Consider the following 19,661-nt stretch of genomic DNA (forward strand, 5'->3'; position numbering starts at 1 on the left):
TGCGGTGCGGGAAGAGTGCGTTGCGAATGCCGCAAGGGCCCGTGGAAAAAGGGTTCCCGCGTGGTGTTCGGTCGCATTGCATCCTGTGGCGAGATGCGCATATGCGCTATACTCCGCGGATGCATGATTTAGGTCCTTCCAAGCAGACTTGATTCGCAATCCGCTAAACGGTCAGGCCGTGGCGCGGAAGGTTGAGTAACCCGCTATTTCTCGAGAAACTCGAAGAAAGGTGAGCGTAAATGTCGGAAACGATGAAGCAATTCCAGCTGAACTCCTATTTGTTCGGCGGCAATGCTCCGTATGTCGAAGAGCTATACGAAGCATATCTTGACAACCCTGCGTCCGTTCCGGACAACTGGCGTGAGTACTTCGACGCACTGCAAAACGTGCCGTCGTCGAGTGGCACGGCAGACAACGACATCGCCCATGGGCCGATCGTCGAATCCTTCGCTCAACGCGCGAAGGCCAACGCATTTGTTCCGCGCGGCGGCGGCGAAGATCTCGCCACGGCACGCAAGCAAGTCTACGTTCAGTCCCTGATTGGCGCGTATCGATTCCTCGGCTCGCAATGGGCGAATCTCGATCCGCTCAAGCGCCGCGAACGTCCTCCCATTCCCGAACTCGAGCCTGCGTTCTACGACTTCACCGAAGCCGACATGGACCAGACGTTCAGCGCCACGAACCTGTATTTCGGTTTCGAGCGCGCGACGCTGCGCGAAATCGTCAAGGCGCTGCGCGATACGTACTGCGGTACGATCGGCGCCGAGTACATGTACATCAGCGATCCTGAACAGAAGCGCTGGTGGAAGGAACGTCTCGAGTCGATCCGCTCGACGCCGAACTTCTCGAACGACAAGAAGAAGCACATCCTGCAGCGCCTGACGGCCTCCGAAGGCCTCGAGCGCTTCCTGCACACCAAGTACGTCGGCCAGAAGCGCTTCTCGCTCGAAGGCGGCGAGTCCTTCATCGCCGCGATGGACGAAGTCGTTCGTCACGCGGGCGCGAAGGGCGTGCAGGAAATCGTCATCGGCATGGCTCACCGCGGCCGTCTGAACGTGCTGGTCAATACGCTCGGCAAGATGCCGGCTGACCTCTTCGCCGAATTCGAAGGCAAGCACGTCGACGACCTGCCGGCAGGCGACGTGAAGTACCACAAGGGCTTCTCGTCGGACGTCGCAACCGAAGGCGGCCCGGTCCACCTGTCGCTCGCGTTCAACCCGTCGCACCTCGAAATCGTCAACCCGGTGGTCGAAGGCTCGGCCAAGGCCCGTATGGATCGCCGCGGCGATGCAGACGGCCTGCAGGTGCTGCCGGTGCAGATCCACGGCGACGCGGCCTTCGCAGGCCAGGGCGTCGTGATGGAAACGCTGAACCTCGCGCAAACGCGCGGCTACGGCACGCACGGCACGCTGCACATCGTCATCAACAACCAGATCGGCTTCACGACCTCGGACCCGCGCGACGCGCGTTCGACGCTCTACTGTACCGACGTGGTCAAGATGATCGAAGCGCCGGTGCTGCACGTGAACGGCGACGATCCGGAAGCGGTCGTGCTGGCGATCCAGCTCGCGGTCGAATTCCGCATGCAGTTCCACAAGGATGTCGTCGTCGACATCATCTGCTTCCGCAAGCTGGGCCACAACGAGCAGGACACGCCCGCGGTCACGCAGCCGCTGATGTACAAGACGATCGCGAAGCACCCGGGCACCCGTGCGCTCTACGCCGAAAAGCTCGTGCAGCAAGGCGTGATCACGGCTGAGGACGCGGACAACTACGTCAAGGCCTATCGCGCCGCGATGGACGAAGGCCACCACACGGTCGACCCCGTGCTCTCGAACTACAAGAGCAAGTACGCGGTGGACTGGGTTCCGTTCCTGAACCGCAAGTGGACCGACGCAGCCGATACGGCTGTGCCGCTCGCCGAACTCAAGCGTCTGGCTGAGCGCATCACCACGATCCCCCAGAACTTCAAGGTTCACCCGCTGGTCGAGCGCGTCATCAACGACCGCCGCGCGATGGGCAAGGGCGAAGCGAAGCTCGACTGGGGCATGGGCGAGCACCTCGCGTTCGCGTCGCTGGTCGCTTCGGGCTACGCAGTTCGCCTGACGGGCCAGGACTCGGGCCGCGGCACGTTCACGCACCGCCACGCCGTTCTGCATGACCAGAACCGCGAGCGTTGGGACGACGGTACGTATGTGCCGCTGCAGAACATCGGCGAGAACCAGGCGCAGTTCACGGTGATCGACTCGGTGCTCTCGGAAGAGGCAGTGCTGGGCTTCGAATACGGCTACTCGACTGCCGAGCCGAACACGCTCGTCGCGTGGGAAGGCCAGTTCGGCGACTTCGTCAACGGTGCGCAGGTCGTGATCGACCAGTTCATCTCGTCGGGCGAAGTGAAGTGGGGCCGCGTTTCGGGTCTCACGATGCTGCTGCCGCACGGCTACGAAGGCCAGGGTCCGGAGCACTCGTCGGCGCGTATCGAGCGTTTCCTGCAGCTGTGCGCCGAGCACAACATGCAGGTCGTTCAGCCGACCACGCCGGCCCAGATCTTCCACGTGCTGCGCCGCCAGATGATCCGCCTGTTCCGCAAGCCGCTCATCATCTTCACGCCGAAGTCGCTGCTGCGTCACAAGGAAGCCGTCTCGGACCTGTCCGAACTCGCGAAGGGCACGTTCCAGCCGGTCATCGGCGAAGTGGACGAAGCCGTCGACGCGAAGAAGGTCAAGCGCGTGGTCGCCTGCTCGGGCCGCGTGTACTTCGACCTCGTGGCACACCGCCGCGAAGCGAAGGCGAACGACGTCGCGATCATCCGTATCGAACAGCTCTATCCGTTTGCTCACAAGCAGTTCGAAGCCGAGCTGAAGAAGTACGACAACGCGACCGAAGTGGTCTGGGTGCAGGACGAGCCGCAGAATCAGGGCCCGTGGTTCTACATCGAGCACCACCTGAAGGAAGGCATGAAGGAAGGCATGAAGCTCGCGTACAGCGGCCGTCCTGCTTCCGCATCGCCGGCTGTCGGCTACTACGCGAAGCACTACGAGCAGCAGAAGGCGCTGATCGAAGGTGCATTCGGCCGCCTGAAGGGCGCGCAGGTCGCGAAGTAAGCACTAGAGCAAATCGAACCGGGAAGGCGTGCTGAACGACGCGCGCTTTCCCGCGCTCACGTGCGCGACCCGGTTCGTACCCAGATACGTATTCAGGAAAATCACATGGCTATCGTAGAAGTCAAAGTTCCGCAGTTTTCGGAGTCGGTGTCGGAAGGCACGATGCTGCAGTGGAAGAAGAAGCCGGGCGAAGCTATCGCCCAGGACGAAGTTGTCATCGAGATCGAAACCGATAAGGTCGTGCTCGAAGTGCCCGCGCCGGCTGCCGGCGTGCTGGCCGAGATCATCGTGGGCGACGGCGCTACCGTCACCAGCGAACAGGTGATCGCGAAGATCGACACGGAAGCCAAGGCTGGCGCCGTTGCAGCGCCCGCAGCCGCAGCCGCGCCGGCTGCCGCCGCGGCTCCCGCAGCTGCACCGGCTGCTGCCGCCGCAACGACGGCAAGCAGCACGGTCGCCTCGCCTGCAGCGACGAAGCTGATGGCAGAGAAGGGTCTCGCAGGCGGCGACGTCGCCGGCACGGGCCGTGACGGCCGCATCACGAAGCAGGACGTGCTCGGCGCAGGCGCGCCGAAGGCCGCTCCCGCAGCCGCCCCGGCTGCGAAGCCGGCTACCGCCAAGCCGTCGCTGCCGCAAGTCAACGCACCGGCATCGGCTGCGAACTGGCTCAACGACCGTCCGGAACAGCGTGTGCCGATGTCGCGTCTGCGTGCGCGTATCGCCGAGCGTCTGCTCGAGTCGCAGCAAACCAACGCCATCCTCACGACGTTCAACGAAGTGAACATGGCGCCGGTCATGGACCTGCGCAACAAGTACAAGGACAAGTTCGAGAAGGAACACGGCGTGAAGCTCGGCTTCATGTCGTTCTTCGTGAAGGCTGCGGTGCACGCCCTCAAGAAGTTCCCGCTCGTCAACGCGTCGATCGACGGCAACGACATCGTCTACCACGGCTACTTCGACATCGGTATCGCGGTCGGCTCGCCGCGCGGTCTGGTGGTGCCCATCCTGCGTAACGCAGACCAGATGAGCCTCGCCGACATCGAGAAGAAGATCGCCGAATTTGGCCAGAAGGCCAAGGACGGCAAGCTTTCGATCGAAGAAATGACGGGTGGTACGTTCTCGATCTCGAACGGCGGCGTGTTCGGCTCGATGCTCTCGACCCCGATCATCAACCCGCCGCAGTCGGCGATCCTCGGCGTGCACGCCACGAAGGAACGCGCTGTGGTGGAAAACGGCCAGATCGTGATCCGCCCGATGAACTACCTCGCGATGTCTTACGACCACCGCATCATCGACGGCCGCGAAGCCGTCCTGTCGCTCGTCGCGATGAAGGATGCGCTGGAAGATCCGGCTCGTCTGCTGCTCGACCTGTAAAGATCGGCCTCATCAAGCATCAAGTCTCACACTGAGCGCCGTGCGCGCGGATTCCGGAAACCGGGCTCCGCGTGCCGCGCTCACGTCTCGAAAGGATGACCATGTCCAAAGAATTTGACGTCGTCGTGATCGGCGCCGGCCCCGGCGGCTATATCGCGGCGATCCGCGCCGCACAGCTCGGCAAGTCGGTTGCGTGTATCGAAAAGTGGAAGAACCCGGCCGGCGCGCTGAAGCTCGGCGGCACCTGCCTGAACGTCGGCTGCATTCCGTCGAAGGCGCTGCTCGCCTCGTCGGAAGAGTTCGAAAATGCCGCGCATCATCTCGTTGACCACGGCATCAGCGTGGGCGACGTGAAGATCGACGTCGCGAAGATGATCGCCCGCAAGGAAGGCATCGTCGAGAAGATGACGAAGGGTATCGAGTTCCTGTTCCGCAAGAACAAGATCACGTGGCTCAAGGGCCACGGCAAGTTCACCGGCAAGAACGAAGCCGGCGTGCAGATCGAAGTGAGCGGCGAAGGCGAAACCGAAGTCGTCACGGCGAAGAACGTGATCATCGCGACGGGCTCGAAAGCACGCCATCTGCCGGGCATTCCGGTCGACAACAAGATCATCTCCGACAACGAAGGCGCGCTCACGTTCGACAGCGTGCCGAAGAAGCTCGCTGTGATCGGCGCAGGCGTGATCGGTCTGGAGCTCGGCTCGGTGTGGCGCCGTCTCGGTGCCGACGTCACGATCCTCGAAGCGCTGCCGGAATTCCTCGGCGCGACTGACCAGGCGCTCGCGAAGGAAGCCGCGAAGCTCTTCAAGAAGCAGGGTCTCGACATTCACGTTGGCGTGAAGGTCGGCGAAGTGACGACGACCGACAAGAGCGTCACGATCAACTACACGGACAAGGACGGCAACGCGCAGAAGCTCGAAGCCGACCGCCTGATCGTGTCGGTTGGCCGCGTGCCGAACACCGACAACCTCGGTCTCGAAGCGATCGGGCTGAAGGCCAATGAGCGCGGCTTCATCGACGTGGACGACCACTGCGCAACGTCGGTGCCGAACGTGTACGCGATCGGCGACGTGGTGCGTGGCCCGATGCTCGCGCACAAGGCAGAAGACGAAGGCGTGCTGGTGGCCGAGATCATCGACGGCCAGAAGCCGCACATCGACTACAACTGCATTCCGTGGGTGATCTACACCGAGCCGGAAATCGCATGGGTCGGCAAGACGGAGCAGCAGCTCAAGGCGGAAGGCCGCGACATCAAGACGGGCCAGTTCCCGTTCATGGCGAACGGCCGCGCGCTCGGCATCAACAAGGCCGACGGCTTTGTGAAGATGATCGCCGACGCGAAGACCGACGAACTGCTCGGCGTGCACATCATCTCGGCCAACGCATCGGACCTGATCGCGGAAGCCGTGGTGGCGATGGAATTCAAGGCTGCCGCCGAAGACATCGGCCGCATCTGCCATCCGCACCCGTCGCTGTCCGAAGTCATGCGCGAAGCTGCACTCGCCACTGACAAGCGCGCGCTCAACATGTAAGCGCCAAGGGCAGGGCGGCCGACTTTTTTGGCCACGCTGCCCCGCAGTACCCAGCATCACGTACGGAGGCGGGTGGGCTTTTGCTCTCCCGCCTTTGCTCATTTGCGGCCTAGAAAATGAACGTCACCGAATACTACGAAAACGAACTGCAGAAGCGGGGATACAAGCCCGATACGGCGCAACGCGCCGCGATCGACCGGCTGCAGCGGTGCTACGACGAGTGGGTCGCATACAAGTCGCGGCGTTCGAACGCCTTCAAGAAGTTTCTTATTCACCCGGACCTGCCGCGCGGCGTTTACATGTGGGGCGGCGTTGGGCGCGGCAAGAGCTTCCTGATGGACAGCTTCTATGCTGTCGTGCCGCTGCAGCGCAAGACGCGTCTGCATTTTCACGAATTCATGCGCGAAGTGCACCGTGAGCTCGAAGAGCTCAAGGGCCAGGCCGATCCGCTCGACGAACTCGCGCGCCGCATTGCGAAGCGTTATCGCCTGATCTGCTTCGACGAATTCCACGTCTCGGACATCGCCGACGCGATGATCCTTTACCGTCTGCTCGACCGTCTCTTCGAGAACGGCGTGCAGTTCGTGATGACGTCCAACTACGATCCCGATCTGCTCTATCCCGACGGGCTGCATCGCGACCGCATGCTGCCTGCGATCGAGTTGATCAAGAGCAAGCTCGACGTGCTCAACGTCGATGCGGGCGTCGACTACCGCCAGCGCACGCTCGCGCAGGTCGAGGTCTATCACACGCCGCTCGGCGCCGCCGCCGACAAGGCGCTGCGCCACTCGTTCGCGGAGCTGGCCGCCGTCCCCGACGAAAGCCCGCTGCTGCGCATCGAAAAGCGCGAACTGAAGGCGCTGCGCAAGGCCGACGGCGTGGTGTGGTTCGATTTCGCGACGCTGTGCGGCGGTCCGCGTTCGCAGAACGATTATCTGGAGCTGGCAAGCCGCTTTCACGCCGTGATCCTCTCCGACGTGCCGCAGATGACGCCTCGTATGCAGTCCGAAGCACGCCGCTTCACCTGGCTCATCGACGTGTTCTACGACCACAAGGTCAAGCTGCTGATGTCGGCCGCGGTGCCGCCCGAGGAACTCTATGTGGAAGGCCCGATGGCCAACGAGTTCACGCGCACGGTGTCGCGCATCGTCGAAATGCAGTCGAAGGAATATCTCGAAACGCCGCGCCGCATCGTCGATACGGCCCTGACCTGAGCGCACGGCGTCCGCGCCGGTCCAGGGGGTGTCACGCAGGCGTCGAGCCAGTCTCAAAAGAGCGCGGCGGCACCCTTTTCAAGATTCGGACTCGTCTGATATGGATGGCGGGGGTGAGTGGATATCGTTTGTCAGCACACCGTCTGACAAAGGACCTTCCATGACCCCGCATCGCGATATTACCGACGAAGAGTGGCAGCGCGTGATGCTGCTCCTGCCCGAACTGCGTCCGCGCACCGAGTTGCGTGGACGGCCGCTCGCCAATACGCGCTCGGTGCTCAACGGCGTGCTGTGGGTCATGTATAGCGGCGCGAACTGGTCGGCCATGCCGCGCCGCTACCCCTCGTATCAAACCTGCCATCGCCGCTTCAAGACCTGGCACTACAACGGGGCGCTCAAGCGCGTGATGGGCGAGTTGTTCGGCGAAGACGGCGTGAGGTTGTGCGACACCATCGAAACGCGCATGCGCAAGCACGCGAGCCGTGCAGAAAAAGCGGCGCGCAGGCAGGAAGCGGCGCGCAACGTGCCGCGCAATTCGCCGTTCGTCCTGGTGGCGAGCGCGTCCGCGCAGTCGCAGCCTTTCACCTGTCGCTCCGTGTATCGCCACACAGCGTAATACCGGCGCTGATGAAGTTCGGCCGAAGCGGCTCATGTGCGCGCTTCGGCCGGTTTCGTCTCCCAGGTCCCCTGGCCGGTTTGTGCGCCGGTCCTCAGGTCGATCCGCTCACGCATGCAGTCACTGCTGACGCACCCAGGTTTGCGAGCGGCCAAGCAGCGAAATACCCATATAGCCGCGCACGACGAGTTTCTGGCCGCCGTCTTCCGTATGCATCTTGCAGCGGTACACCTTGCCGTTCTCAGGGTCGAGAATGTGCCCGCCGTCATACCCCTCAGCGGTCTTTTTCATGCTGTCGATGATCGTCATGCCGAGGATCAACTGATCCTTGCGCGAGTCGGTGCAGGCCGTGCAGCGCCGATCGGGCTGATCAGTCGCGCCGAGGCCCTTGATGACCTTGCCGCTCAGGTCGCCGTTGGCGTCGGCGCTGATCTGCACGAGCGCTTTCGGCTGGCCGGTGTGATCGTCGATGGTCTGCCAGACGCCGACGGGCGTGTCGGTTTGAGCGTGCGCGGCGAGGGCGCCGCATAGCAGTGCACTCGCAAGCGCAACGTGGCGCGCCGCGCGTCCGATGACTCGATTCATGTCTTCCTCCACTGATGTTGTTTGTCGTGTCGACGCCGACCGTGCGTCGCGCCAGGCACGCCTGGCAAGCCGCAAGGTCAGGGCAGGATACTGGAAAGCATCGCGCGCGTTTGAGAGAAGGAACTCTAGTTTGGTCGGCCCTGGCCGCGCTGGACCAAAACGGCTGGCGATGCAAGGACAGCACGCAATTCCCAGGAAATTCTTGCTATGTGTTGTGGGAAAAGATACGTAATCGGCAAATTTTCTACGAGTGGCCCGAAACACGTGAAAGTGGGTAATAATTGTGCCGATTTGTAAAAATTAGAACTGTTCAAAGCAGGTACTACATGGACTACAAGTGGAGAGTTCGTCGCACCGCTCTGGCGGCGCTGGTATTAATCGGGGGAATCGGTACGGGCTGCGCACAGACGCCGCCTGACAATTCAGCAGCAGCGAATGCAGCAGCAGCGGCGCCCGTAGCACAGACCACCGCCGCACCCGCAGTGCAGGACGATCAGGCCGCAACCCCTGCGTTGCCTTTGGCAGCGAGCCAGCCGGGCGTACTCACGCCGGATGAAGCGAAGCAGAACGCCGCGGGCAACGTCGCCGAGCTGCAGCAGATGCTGCGAGGCTCGGATCTCGCCGAACTGCGCACGACCTACAACGGCTCGTATGGCGCAAGCTTGCTGTTTTACGGCAAGGAAATGACGTACTACGTCACGCTGTTCCAGAACAAGACGTTCTGGCGCGTGATCAAGACGAGCGACGAGACGCGTGCTGAAGCCATCTATCGCGACTTCGCGGTGAAGTCGGGCCAGCTCGCCGAAGTGGAAATTCGCCGCACGCGCCTCGAAGCGCAGAAGGCGTTCACGGACCGCATGATCGCGCTCACGCAGGACCACGCGAACCGGCTCCAGGCGGATCTGGCTATCGCGCGCGAGCAGCAGGCGCTTGTCGCCGACCGGCAGAAGCAGGGCCGCGATCAGGCGAACGCGTTGCAGGCGCAGAAGACGGCCGCCCAGGCGCAACTGCGCACTGTCCAGCGTCAAGTGCGCGAACTGCAGCAACAAGTGGAAGGCGGTCTGCCGATCCGCTAATCGCCGGTGCGCGGTGTGGCCGGCGTGCTCACCCGGCGCCCGGCTGTGCAACGGGTTGTGCGGAACACGCGTATGCGGCACGCAAAAGGCGGAGCGTCATAGGCGCTCCGCCTTTCTTCATGGTGCGATCGTTCGGGTCGCGCTCAGTGCTTGCCGTGGCGATGCGTGTCGCGGCCCTTGCGAGTTTCGTCTGCGGAATGGGGCTTCGGTTGAGAGCCGGCAGGCGAGGGGTCGACGGCGATCGGATCGCTCGCGGGGAACGTTTCTTCGAGCGCTTCGTCGAGCGGGTCTTGTTGCGAGGGTTGCGGGGCTTTCGGCTTGGATGCGCTCATGGCGGTCTCCGTTGCGATATGCGTCACGCCCAGAATAACGCAAAGCCGGAATCGTGACCGCGAGTCACGGCTGTCAGAGCGCGTCGGAAGACGGTGGAACGAAACTGAACGCAACCGCACCGTAGCTGTACGAAACGCGCGCACAAACAAGCAGGCGCGCCAAGGCGCGCCCGTACTGTACTGAATGTCGGCGTGATCGGCGTACCGTGCAGCGAGTACGCCAGCCAGCAGCGGCTTAGCTGTTGCCCGAGCCTTCGCCGCCGTTGCCGCCGTTGTTCACCGCGCCGTAGAGGCGGCGGCGGCGCGTGACGACGACCGGGCCGTCCTGAGAGCCACGGTCATTGCCGGGGGCGCTCGATGCGCCCGACGGCGCGCCGGACGGCGCCGACCAGTTTTCACGTGGCTCGCGCGGTTCACGCGGTTCTCGTTGTTCACGCGGGCCATGGCCACCGTGGCTGCCGTGCGGGCCGCGGCTCGTATGCTCGCCGTGCGAGCTGCGAGCGCCGCCCGGGCGCGGACCCGGACGGGTGCCGGTGTCGAGCTGGATGGTCGAAATGGCGCGCTTGTAGATGCCTTGCAGGCCAACGGGCGTGCGCAGCATCACCAGATACTGATCGAACGACTCGATGCATCCGGTCAGGCGAATGCCGTTGACCAGATAGATTTCGACGCGCTTTCTTTCCTTACGCGCGGCGTTCATGAAGTCGTTTTGCGGGTGCGATTCTGCGGAAGGCATGGACTAGATTTGGCCAGGCGGCGCAATGCCGCAATCAGTTGGAAACGTTTGCTCGCCGCGATTCTACCTTGTGTCGGCGAAGCGCGCGTGCGGGAAAGTAAGCTTACTGCAGAACTATACCGGCTCGCGGCCGCGACCGCAGATTGACGAAAAATGCATCGCTGCGTCCCTTGTCGTCGGCTGCCGGGAAGGGGCGTGTCCGGATGACAGGTAGCGATGGGCAGCGACAGCGGTTTTCGGAAAGAGGCCTGCCGACGACAGGCCCGCGGATTGACAGACCCGCGCGACCTTTCGACGCGCATGCACTCACTCACACAGCGTAGTCCAAGACGGCCAGCCATGCTCGACCGATTCGAGGCGGATCACACGCTTATACGCGATTACACGATGGTTTTCGATCCGCTTGCGATGATTCTCGCGGTGCCCGAGGGCTTCGTTCCGTGCGGCGGCACACGAAAAGCGAAATCGCCGCCTGCGCGGAATAAGCGCACCCGCTGCAACGTTTAACGCGATATCGGCGATGAACTCAGTGGAGGTGATCATGGAGCGGTTTCGCAAAGGTCTCGCGTGTCTCGTTTGTGTGGCGCTGGCAGGCGTCGCGGGAGCCGGCCTCACGGCTTGCAGCGACATGAATTCAGGCGGGGCGTCGTCGAGCAGTTCGGGCGGCTCGTCGGGCGGCGGCTACTGAGCGGCGTGCGGCGTGTTGCGTCATCCGTCGCCGGAGTTCGAAGCGCAGGTCGTGGCGCAGCTCGGACCCATGCGCCGCTATGCGCGCGCCTTGACGGGCGACGCCGCCTGGGCTGACGACCTCGTGCAGGACGCCGCGGAGCGTGCGCTTTCGCGCTGGACTTCGTTTCGCCCGCAGAGCAATCTGCGCGCGTGGCTGCTCACGATCCTGCGCCATCTGTACATCGATCAGTTGCGCGGCCGGCGTGAGATTGCCGTCGACGACGAAGCTGCGCCGTGGCGCACGCTCGAGGCGCCGCACGGCGAGGTCGACGGTCTCGTGCTGCGCGATCTGCAGCGCGCGCTCTATGCGTTGCCTGCGGCGCAGCGCGAGGTGCTGCTGCTCGTGTGCGTGGAGGAGTTGAGCTACAGCGAGGCGTCGGCGGTGCTCGGGGTGCCGGCCGGCACGGTGATGTCGCGGCTGTCGCGAGCGCGCGAGCATCTGCGAGCGTTGCTCGATACGGGGCCGGTGCAGGATCCGGGGCGCGATCCGGCGCAGCGCGCCGCGCCGCTCAGGGTGGTGGGGACGCTACGATGAACGACAACGATCTCGGCCACGAACGCGACGGCGAAGGCGTGCCGCCTGCTTCGCCAGAAGAGGACCTTACGATGCTGGGCGCTTTCGTCGACGGCGAACTGCCCGCGGGCGAGTGCGAGGCGCTGCAGGCGCGCCTCGCCGACGATCCGCGTGCGGCGGCGCGCGTCGCGGCCTATCGCGCGCAGAAGGCCGCGCTGCAGGCGTTGTGTGAAGGCGCGCGCGTCGCGGGCGAGGATGCGGCGCCCGGCGCAGCCGAACCGGCAGGCAGCGCGCCCGCCGTGTTCGTCCTGCGTGCGGGCGTGCCGTGGTGGTGGCGCGCCGGCATCGCGGCGTCGTGGGTGGCGGTGGGCGCGGGGCTCGCGGTGGCGGCCACGGCGCTCGTGCCGCGGCTCGCGCCGGGCCTGGCTCCAGAACTGGCAGCCGTCTCGGCGCCGGCGGCCGCGCGCAGCGAAACGCCCGAAGCGTTTGCGCGCCGCGCCGACATCGCCTACGCGGTGTATTCGCCGGAGCAGCGGCATCCCGTGGAAGTGGGCGCGGCCGACGAGGCGCATCTCGTCGCGTGGCTCTCCAGGCGGCTAGGCAAGCCGCTCTCGGTGCCGTCGCTGGCCGAATACGGCTATACGCTGGTGGGCGGGCGTCTCTTGCCCGGCAACACGGGGCCGGCCGCGCAATTCATGTACGAGAACGATGCGGGCGAGCGCCTCACGCTCTACGTGGCCAGTTCGGCCAGGGACCGGGATCCCGTGCGCCTCTTGCGCGATGGCAACCGCCGGACGTTCTACTGGAGCACCGAACGCACGGGCTATGCGCTCTCGGGGCCGCAGACAGAACCGAAGCTGCGCGAGATCGCGCTGGACGTATGCGGCGCGCTGGGCGGCAAGCCCGGGCAGTGGTGATGCGCGACGCCGGCGGAGCAGGCCCATGAGCGACCCCGCGCGCCGTGCCGCGCCCACCTTGCTTCCTGGCATCGACGAGGCCCGTTTCGCGCGTGCGCTCGCGGCGTTCGAAGGCATCGTGGGCGCGCCGAACGTCTGCCGTGGCGGCGCAGCGCTCGATCCGTATTTCGATCCGTTCGTACCGCTCGCCGATGCGCACGCCTTCGCCCCTTCCGCTGCGATCCTCCCCGCAAGTGTCGAAGAGATCCGCGCGATCCTGCGTGTCGCGAACGACACGCGCGTGCCGCTGTGGACCGTTTCCGCGGGGCGCAACTTCGCCTATGGCGGTGCCGCGCCGCGTCTGGCGGGCTCGGTCGTCCTCGACCTGCAGCGCCTGAACCGGATCCTCGAAGTGGACGAGCGCCTCGCATGGGCGCGCGTCGAGCCGGGCGTGAGCTACTTCGATTTGCACGCACATCTGCGCGAACAGCATCTGCGCCTGTGGGTCGATCCGCCCGCGGCGGGCTGGGGCAGCGTGGTCGGCAACACGCTCGAGCGCGGCTTCGGGACGACCGCCTATGGCGACCACGCCGCCTCGCAGTGCGGCATGGAGGTCGTGCTCGCCAACGGTGATGTAGTGCGCACCGGCATGGGTGCGATCGAAAACGGCACGGCGTGGCAACTCTACCGGCCGGGCTACGGGCCTTCGTTCGATGCGCTCTTTACGCAGTCGAACTACGGTGTCGTCACGAAGATGGGGCTCTGGCTCATGCCCGCCCCGCGGGCCTTCGTGATCGGCGAGATCCAGTTCGCGCGTGAGGACGATCTCGGCGTGCTCGTCGATACGCTGCGCGCGTTGCAGCTCGGCGGCACGATACGTCAGCACGCAGCGATCGAAGGCGCGATCCGCCGCGCCGCGAGCCTCGCGCCTCGCGCTCGCTGGTACGAAGGCGAGGGCGCGATGCCCGAGGCCGCCGTCGCCGCGATGCAGCGCGATCTGGGCGTGGGCCGCTGGAATCTGCACTATGCGCTTTATGGCGAGCCCGAGGTGATCGACGTGGAACGGCGCATCGTCGAGCGTGCGTTTGCCGGCGTACCGGGTGTGCGTTTCTCGGCGCGTCGCTATGCCGAAGGCGACGAACCGCGGGGCGGCGCTGACCGCAATCTCGCCGGCATTCCCGCGATGAGCGCGTTTCGCATGCTCGACTGGCGCGGTGGCGACGGCGCGCACGTGGACTTCTCGCCGCTGTGTCCCGCTGATGGCCGCGACGCGCTGCGCCAGTACGCACTCGTCAAGGCGCGCGCGGCCGAGTACGGTTTCGATTACTACGGCGGTTTCACCGCGGCGGGGCGCTATCTGCATCATGTATTCGCGGCGATCTTCGCGCGCGAGCGCCGCGACGATGCAGCCCGCGCGGGGGACCTGCTGCGCGCGCTGATGAGCGACGCGGGCGCGGCCGGCTACGGTGTCTACCGCTCGCATCTGCTCTACATGGACTACGCCGCGGCGCAGTACGCCTTCAACGACGGCGCGCTGTTGCGTCTTGCGCAAACCGTGAAAGACGCACTCGATCCGCAGGGCGTCCTCTCGCCGGGCAAGCAGGGCATCTGGCCCGAGGCGTGGCGTGCGGAGCGCGGCTATACGTGATCGATTTAATCAAGACTGCGTAGCGATTGGCGGGAAGGATTCGTTGCAAGGCGCACGGAGGACACGATGGACAGGCGGGCTTTTCTCTGCGATGCCGGGGCCGTGGCGCTCGGCGCGGCTTGGCAGGCGCATGCGCTCAGCGTTGCGTTGGGCGTACGCGCGCCTCGTGCGGGTGCAGCGTTGGAGGCGCCAGGCGCCGCAGTGTTCGACCCGGCGCTCGAGCAGGGCCGCGTGCTCGCGCGCGCAGCGGCGCGCGCGGGATGTGTTGCGTGGGCCATCGGCGACGGCTGCGCCGATACGGCCGATAGGGACATCGGCACACTGTGGCACGCGCGGATCGCCCGGCGCCTCGAGCCTGGCGCGGCCTTGACTGGCGCGTTGCGTCCCTCGGACCGATTCGTACTCGCGCGGCTAGCCAGCGCGCGCGGGGTGACGCTGCGCGACTTCGCTTAGGCAACCTTAGCAATAGCGCATCGACATCTCATGTCTGCGACTTCTTCGCCGCTTTTGCGATTTCTTCGTCGCGCAGCTGGCGGCGCAGGATCTTGCCGATGGTCGATTGCGGCAGCGACTCACGGAACTCCACGATGCGCGGCACCTTGTAGCCCGTGAGCTGCTGGCGGCAGAACTGGATCAGCGCGGCTTCCGTGAGCGCGGGATCGCGCTTCACGATGAACACCTTCACGCGCTCGCCCTGCACCGGATCGGGCACGCCGATCGCCGCCACCTCGCGCACGCCTGGGTGCATCGCGATCACGTCCTCGATCTCGTTCGGATACACATTGAATCCCGACACGAGAATCATGTCCTTCTTGCGGTCGACGAGGCGGATATAACCGCGCGCATCCATCACGCCGATGTCGCCGGTCGTGAGCCATCCGTCGGCAAACACCTCTGCCGTTTCGTCCGGGCGATTCCAGTAGCCCTTCATCACTTGCGGACCCTTGACACAGAGCTCGCCGGCTTCGCCGATGCCGGCCCACGTGCCGTCGTCCCTGCGAAAGCGCACCTGCGTGGACGGCGCGGGCAGCCCGATCGAGCCTTCCGGATGCGCCTCGTCTCCCTCTGCATGCGTGATATCGACGGGATTCATCGAAACGATCGGCGAGCACTCGGTGAGACCGTAGCCTTCCACGACGGGCTTGCCCGTGACGGCCCGGAACCGGTCGGCAACGGCCTTCTGCATGGCCATGCCGCCCGCCATCGCGAGTTTGAGGCCCGAGAAGTCGCGCTGGCGGAACGCCGCGTTGTCGAGCAGCGCGCTATAGAGCGTGTTGACCGCGCTGATGCAACTGAACGTCTCGTGCTCCAGTACCTTCATCACGCGCTTCATGTCGCGCGGATTGGCGATCAGGATGTTGCGTCCGCCGAGCGCGAGGAAGATCAGCGCGTTGATGGTGAGCGAATAGATGTGATAGAGCGGCAAGGGCGTAAGCACCGTCTCGGCGTTGGCGTCGAACTGGTTGCCAATCCACGCCTTTGCCTGCTGCACGTTCGCGAGCACGTTGCCGTGCGTAAGCATCGCGCCCTTCGCGACGCCCGTGGTGCCGCCCGTGTACTGGAGGAACGCGAGATCGTCGGCGTGGGTCGCCACCGGCGCGTGCGGGGCGCGCGCGCCTTGCGCGAGTGCATCGAGCAGGCGCACGGCACGCGGCAGGTGGTAGGGCGGCACCATCTTCTTCACGTGGCGCAGCATGACGTTGACGAAGCGGCCCTTGAGGTTTAGCCCTTCGCCCAGCAAGTCGCCGAGCGCCGTCACGACGATGCGTTGCACCTGTGTGCCGGGCAGCGCCGCTTCGAGCGTGGCGGCGAAGTTCTCGAACACGACGATGGTCTGCGCGCCGCTGTCCTGCAACTGATGCTCGAGCTCGCGCACGGTGTAGAGCGGGTTGACGTTGACGATCACGGCGCCGGCCTTGAGCGCGCCGAAGAGGGCAACCGGATATTGCAAGGTGTTGGGCAGCATGATCGCGACTCGCTCGCCTGGCTGCACGCCCGCGCCTTGCAGCCAGGATGCGAACGCCGTGGCCTTGCGGGCGAGTGCGGCGTAGGTCATCGGCGAGCCGGCGCTCACGTAGGCGACGCGCTCGCTGAAGCGCGCCGTGCAGTCGTCGAAGTAATGGGTGAGCGAGGCGTACTGGCTTGCGGGGATTTCGCGCGGCACGCCGGGAGGGTACGAGGCGTACCAGATGCCGTCGGTGTTGGGAGGGGCCGCCTGAGGTGGTGCCGCCTGAGGTGCGCAAGCTGCCACCGGGCTCGCCGGATCGGGCTGGGGCGTGTCGCTCATAGTGGATCTCCGGACGGTAGGGCAACCGAGTGCCTTTCATCATGCAACGCCGCGCGCCGTGCGGCCAGGAGGTCTTACCCTGTGTGCGCAAGCGGGTGTTCGACCGTTGTCAAAACCAGCAAAAAAGGCCGTGCGGGCGAACCCGGCACGGCCTTTCATGGTGGTGCTGCGGTGCGGCGTTACGGGGCCGCGGGCACGTCAGACGCCCGACACCTCTTTCGCGGTCTGCGTCATGTCGATGCCTCGACGTTCGCGGCTGAACGGGATCAGCACAGCGATCACGATGGCGACCGTGCCGGCGACGATCGCCATGGCCATCGAGTAGTCCTGGTTGTGCGTTTCGGCGAGCGACGCCTGCAGCGTGGCGTTTACCGAAGCGAACAGGTTGCCGAGCTGATAGACGAGGCCGGGGAAGGTCGCACGCACTTCGTCAGGCGAAATTTCATTGAGGTGAACCGGGATCACGCCCCAGGCGCCCTGCACCGAAATCTGCATGAGGAACGCGCCGAGCGCGAGCAGCACCGGCCCTTGCGAGAACGCCCACAGCGGCAGCACCGGCAGCGCGATCAGCGCGGCGATGAAGATTGCCTTGCGGCGGCCGATACTTTCGGAAATCCGACCGAAGAAGAGGCCACCCACGATCGCGCCGATATTGAGCACGATGGTGATGATTGAAACCGTGTGCGGATCGAAGTGATGCTGTTCGCGCAGGAAGGTCGGATACAGATCCTGCGTGCCGTGCGAGAAGAAGTTGAACGCCGTCATCAGCACGATGGCGTACAGGGAGAGCTTCCAGTTGTGCTTGAGCGTGGTGAGCAGGCTCGGACGCGGGCGCTTTTCCATCTCCTTGAAGGCCGGCGACTCGGGCACGTGCATACGCACATAGACCACGAGCAGCGCGGGCAGCACGCCGACGAAGAACATGCCACGCCAGCCGATGTACTGGTACAGCACACCGAACACGATCGAGGCGAGCAGATAGCCGCTCGGATAGCCCGCCTGCAGCAGCCCGGAAATGATGCCGCGCGACTTGGGCGGAATGGTTTCCATGGTGAGCGCCGAGCCCACGCCCCACTCGCCGCCCATCGCGACGCCGAAGAGCGCACGCAGGACGATGAAGGTCGCGAGGTTGGGCGAGAAGCCCGTGAGCAGTTCGAGTATCGAGTAGCACGCGATGTTGACCATCAGCGTGGGACGACGGCCGTATTTGTCGGCGAGGCGGCCGAATATCAGCGCGCCGAGCGGACGCATGGCCAGTGTCAGCGTAATGGCAAAAGCCACTGCGGGGATTTTGGTGTTGAATTCGGTGGCGATGTCTTTCAGAACGAAAACCATCAGAAAGAAATCGAATGCATCGAGCGTCCATCCCAGGTACGCCGCGATCGTGACGTTCTTCTGTTCACGCGTCCAGCTCATGTTGATTGTTCTCCTGTGATACTAGGGGCAATGCCATGTCTCCTGTCGATCGCAATTGGCGCTTGCGCACCTCGCGCGATCTCATGCATGTGTCGGCATTGCCTTGTGTGGCTTGATTGTGTGGCTTGGAGCGGCCCCCCCGCAATGGGCTACGCGCCAGCAGTGTACGCCCGGCATTAAACATTTGCATGCATGTTGACTGGAACCCGTAGTAATCCCTGGGGGATTCAGCTAAATGCGAAAGCTTTTTGTTTTATTCGTAATTTAAATGTAATTTAAATGAAGGTCACTCAATGTGCGAATGAGTTAATCGATGCGCATGAATGAATGCAAACGAGCGGGCATTTGTCCGCTCGTTTGCGTTGAGAAGGCGCGCATTGACACTCGTGTGCGCTATCCAGATGCCCCGCCGCCGCCGTGCCGGTCATCAGACCCGGCGAGGCAATCCGCTACTAAAAGATGTTGCGAAAGCCGACGGCGACGCCGGTCTGGTTGTTGCGACCCGGAAAGTCGGCCGTTGCCGAACCGGTGCCGCGCATGAAGTCGACCGTGCCATAGACTTCGGTGCGCCTCGACAGCGAGTACTCGGCCAGCAGGACTGCCGAGTAGCGCACGCCGGTGCTGAGCGTCACGCCGTCTTCATTGAGGCCGTTCTTTGCGTGGTCGTAGTAGTACGCTGCGGTCAGCAACAGCGGCGAGCTGACCTGCCACGTGGCACCCGCATAGAGACCGTTGTCGATACGATTGGTTTTCGTCACGGGCGTCACGAAGTTGATCGCCGCGGGCGAGTTTGCGGCTGCCATGTACTGGTCGACCACGCCCGTATTGTCCTGCCCCCACAGCCAGCCGCCGTACAAATGCACCGGACCGAGCGCATAGACCGCGCCGAGGTTGGCCACGCGGTACTTGTTGTTGTGTGCGTCGCTATTCTGCTGGTAGCCCGCGAGCAGCGAGACCGGACCGGCTGCGTAGGTGGCCGTGAAGCCGTACATGTTGCTCGCGCCGACGCTGCCCGCCACGCCGCCGAAGCTGTACATGCCTTCGACTTCGAGGCCGCCGAACTTGCCGTCGTACTTGACCGAGTTGTTCTCACGCAGACCGTAGCCGAGTGCGCCCGGCAGCCAGCCGTCCTGGTCGAAGTTGCCTACGGTCAGCGGGTCGAAGGTGTTACCCAGTTGATCGAACAGGGGCGTGTTCTGACGGCCCATCGTGACCGTGCCGTACTTGTTGCTCGACAGCCCCACGTACGCCATCCGGCTGAACAGCGTATTCGAGCTGGCCAGTTGGCCGTTCCAGAGATTGAACCCGTTCTCGAGGCGGAATACGGCCGAGAGGCCGCCGCCCAGATCCTCGGAGCCCTTCAGGCCCCAGCGGCTGCCGGTGACCGGACCTTGCGTCATCTGCAGCTCGTTGTCGTTGTGCGCGTTGGCGTTCGTGAGATAGCGGATGCTGGTGTCGACGATGCCGTACAGCGTGACCGAGCTTTGCGCGAAGCTGTGCTGGCAAGCCAATGCGAGGGCGAGGCCGCCGACGGCGGATGCGATCTGGGTATGTCTCACGGTGGAATCCTTTCTTCTGCTGCGTGTTGTCAGTGCGTCGGGC

General features: G+C 64.4%; 18 protein-coding genes. 11 read left to right on the plus strand and 7 right to left on the minus strand.

Features of this window, described 5'->3' with window-relative positions; genetic code table 11:
• The first annotated feature begins 239 nt into the window (after positions 1-239).
• From ACOJB8_RS31385 to ACOJB8_RS31405, 5 genes are all read left to right on the plus strand, one after another.
• A complete protein-coding gene (locus ACOJB8_RS31385; RefSeq protein ID WP_475016078.1) occupies positions 240-3,104 on the plus strand; it encodes a 2-oxoglutarate dehydrogenase E1 component in 2,865 nt (954 codons plus the stop codon).
• A 105-nt stretch (positions 3,105-3,209) separates the two neighbouring features.
• On the plus strand, positions 3,210-4,478 hold the full coding sequence (odhB, locus tag ACOJB8_RS31390) for a 2-oxoglutarate dehydrogenase complex dihydrolipoyllysine-residue succinyltransferase (RefSeq protein WP_069267867.1): 1,269 nt from the start codon (positions 3,210-3,212) through the stop codon (positions 4,476-4,478).
• A 101-nt stretch (positions 4,479-4,579) separates the two neighbouring features.
• Positions 4,580-6,010 (plus strand): dihydrolipoyl dehydrogenase, encoded by a 1,431-nt coding sequence (gene lpdA, locus ACOJB8_RS31395; protein WP_342945608.1) that lies wholly within the window; start codon positions 4,580-4,582, stop codon positions 6,008-6,010.
• Between the two features lie 116 nt (positions 6,011-6,126).
• The gene (gene zapE, locus ACOJB8_RS31400) at positions 6,127-7,224 is read left to right on the plus strand and encodes a cell division protein ZapE (RefSeq protein WP_069267865.1); all 1,098 of its coding nucleotides are present in this window, start codon (positions 6,127-6,129) and stop codon (positions 7,222-7,224) included.
• Positions 7,225-7,384: 160 nt separating this feature from the next.
• Complete coding sequence (locus ACOJB8_RS31405) at positions 7,385-7,840, plus strand: transposase (RefSeq protein WP_368604102.1); 456 nt, start codon at positions 7,385-7,387, stop codon at positions 7,838-7,840.
• A gap of 120 nt (positions 7,841-7,960) precedes the next feature.
• On the opposite strand, the gene ACOJB8_RS31410 is transcribed toward ACOJB8_RS31405, so the two are convergent.
• Positions 7,961-8,425 carry a DUF2147 domain-containing protein gene (locus ACOJB8_RS31410; RefSeq protein ID WP_069267864.1) on the minus strand — a complete coding sequence of 155 codons (465 nt, stop codon included), beginning with the start codon at positions 8,423-8,425 and terminating at the stop codon, positions 7,961-7,963.
• Positions 8,426-8,751: 326 nt separating this feature from the next.
• Between ACOJB8_RS31410 and ACOJB8_RS31415 the strand changes: the two genes are divergently transcribed.
• Entirely contained in the window at positions 8,752-9,501 is a 750-nt protein-coding gene (locus ACOJB8_RS31415) for a DUF2968 domain-containing protein (RefSeq protein ID WP_368604103.1), read from the plus strand.
• A gap of 143 nt (positions 9,502-9,644) precedes the next feature.
• Here ACOJB8_RS31415 and ACOJB8_RS31420 read toward each other — a convergent pair whose 3' ends face one another.
• The 3 genes from ACOJB8_RS31420 to ACOJB8_RS31430 form a co-directional block, all read right to left on the minus strand.
• Positions 9,645-9,833 carry a hypothetical protein gene (locus tag ACOJB8_RS31420; RefSeq protein WP_342945610.1) on the minus strand — a complete coding sequence of 63 codons (189 nt, stop codon included), beginning with the start codon at positions 9,831-9,833 and terminating at the stop codon, positions 9,645-9,647.
• Positions 9,834-10,068: 235 nt separating this feature from the next.
• Positions 10,069-10,569: an RNA chaperone Hfq gene (gene hfq, locus ACOJB8_RS31425; protein ID WP_342945611.1), complete on the minus strand. Its 501-nt coding sequence runs from the start codon at positions 10,567-10,569 to the stop codon at positions 10,069-10,071.
• Between the two features lie 306 nt (positions 10,570-10,875).
• On the minus strand, positions 10,876-11,112 hold the full coding sequence (locus tag ACOJB8_RS31430; protein ID WP_141710843.1) for a hypothetical protein: 237 nt from the start codon (positions 11,110-11,112) through the stop codon (positions 10,876-10,878).
• On the opposite strand from ACOJB8_RS31430, the gene ACOJB8_RS31435 reads away from it, so the two are divergent.
• From ACOJB8_RS31435 to ACOJB8_RS31455, 5 genes are all read left to right on the plus strand, one after another.
• Positions 11,111-11,257 carry a hypothetical protein gene (locus ACOJB8_RS31435; RefSeq protein ID WP_176732975.1) on the plus strand — a complete coding sequence of 49 codons (147 nt, stop codon included), beginning with the start codon at positions 11,111-11,113 and terminating at the stop codon, positions 11,255-11,257. The genes ACOJB8_RS31430 and ACOJB8_RS31435 overlap by 2 nt on opposite strands.
• Before the next feature lie 12 nt (positions 11,258-11,269).
• On the plus strand, positions 11,270-11,833 hold the full coding sequence (locus tag ACOJB8_RS31440; RefSeq protein ID WP_406952646.1) for a sigma-70 family RNA polymerase sigma factor: 564 nt from the start codon (positions 11,270-11,272) through the stop codon (positions 11,831-11,833).
• 71 nt (positions 11,834-11,904) lie between these two features.
• Positions 11,905-12,729, plus strand: coding sequence for an anti-sigma factor family protein (locus ACOJB8_RS31445; protein WP_406952755.1), 825 nt, complete (start codon positions 11,905-11,907; stop codon positions 12,727-12,729).
• A 25-nt stretch (positions 12,730-12,754) separates the two neighbouring features.
• Entirely contained in the window at positions 12,755-14,356 is a 1,602-nt protein-coding gene (locus tag ACOJB8_RS31450) for an FAD-binding oxidoreductase (protein ID WP_475016082.1), read from the plus strand.
• Between the two features lie 66 nt (positions 14,357-14,422).
• A complete protein-coding gene (locus ACOJB8_RS31455) occupies positions 14,423-14,809 on the plus strand; it encodes a hypothetical protein (protein WP_475016084.1) in 387 nt (128 codons plus the stop codon).
• A 28-nt stretch (positions 14,810-14,837) separates the two neighbouring features.
• Here the strand turns inward: ACOJB8_RS31455 and ACOJB8_RS31460 are convergent, their stop codons facing one another.
• From ACOJB8_RS31460 to ACOJB8_RS31470, 3 genes are all read right to left on the minus strand, one after another.
• Positions 14,838-16,643 (minus strand): AMP-binding protein, encoded by a 1,806-nt coding sequence (locus ACOJB8_RS31460; RefSeq protein WP_475016086.1) that lies wholly within the window; start codon positions 16,641-16,643, stop codon positions 14,838-14,840.
• Positions 16,644-16,841: 198 nt separating this feature from the next.
• Entirely contained in the window at positions 16,842-18,059 is a 1,218-nt protein-coding gene (locus tag ACOJB8_RS31465) for an MFS transporter (protein WP_069267857.1), read from the minus strand.
• 452 nt (positions 18,060-18,511) lie between these two features.
• Complete coding sequence (locus ACOJB8_RS31470; RefSeq protein WP_342945616.1) at positions 18,512-19,618, minus strand: porin; 1,107 nt, start codon at positions 19,616-19,618, stop codon at positions 18,512-18,514.
• Positions 19,619-19,661: the final 43 nt, after the last annotated feature.

It is taken from the genome of Paraburkholderia sp. BR10141 (genome assembly GCF_056155635.1).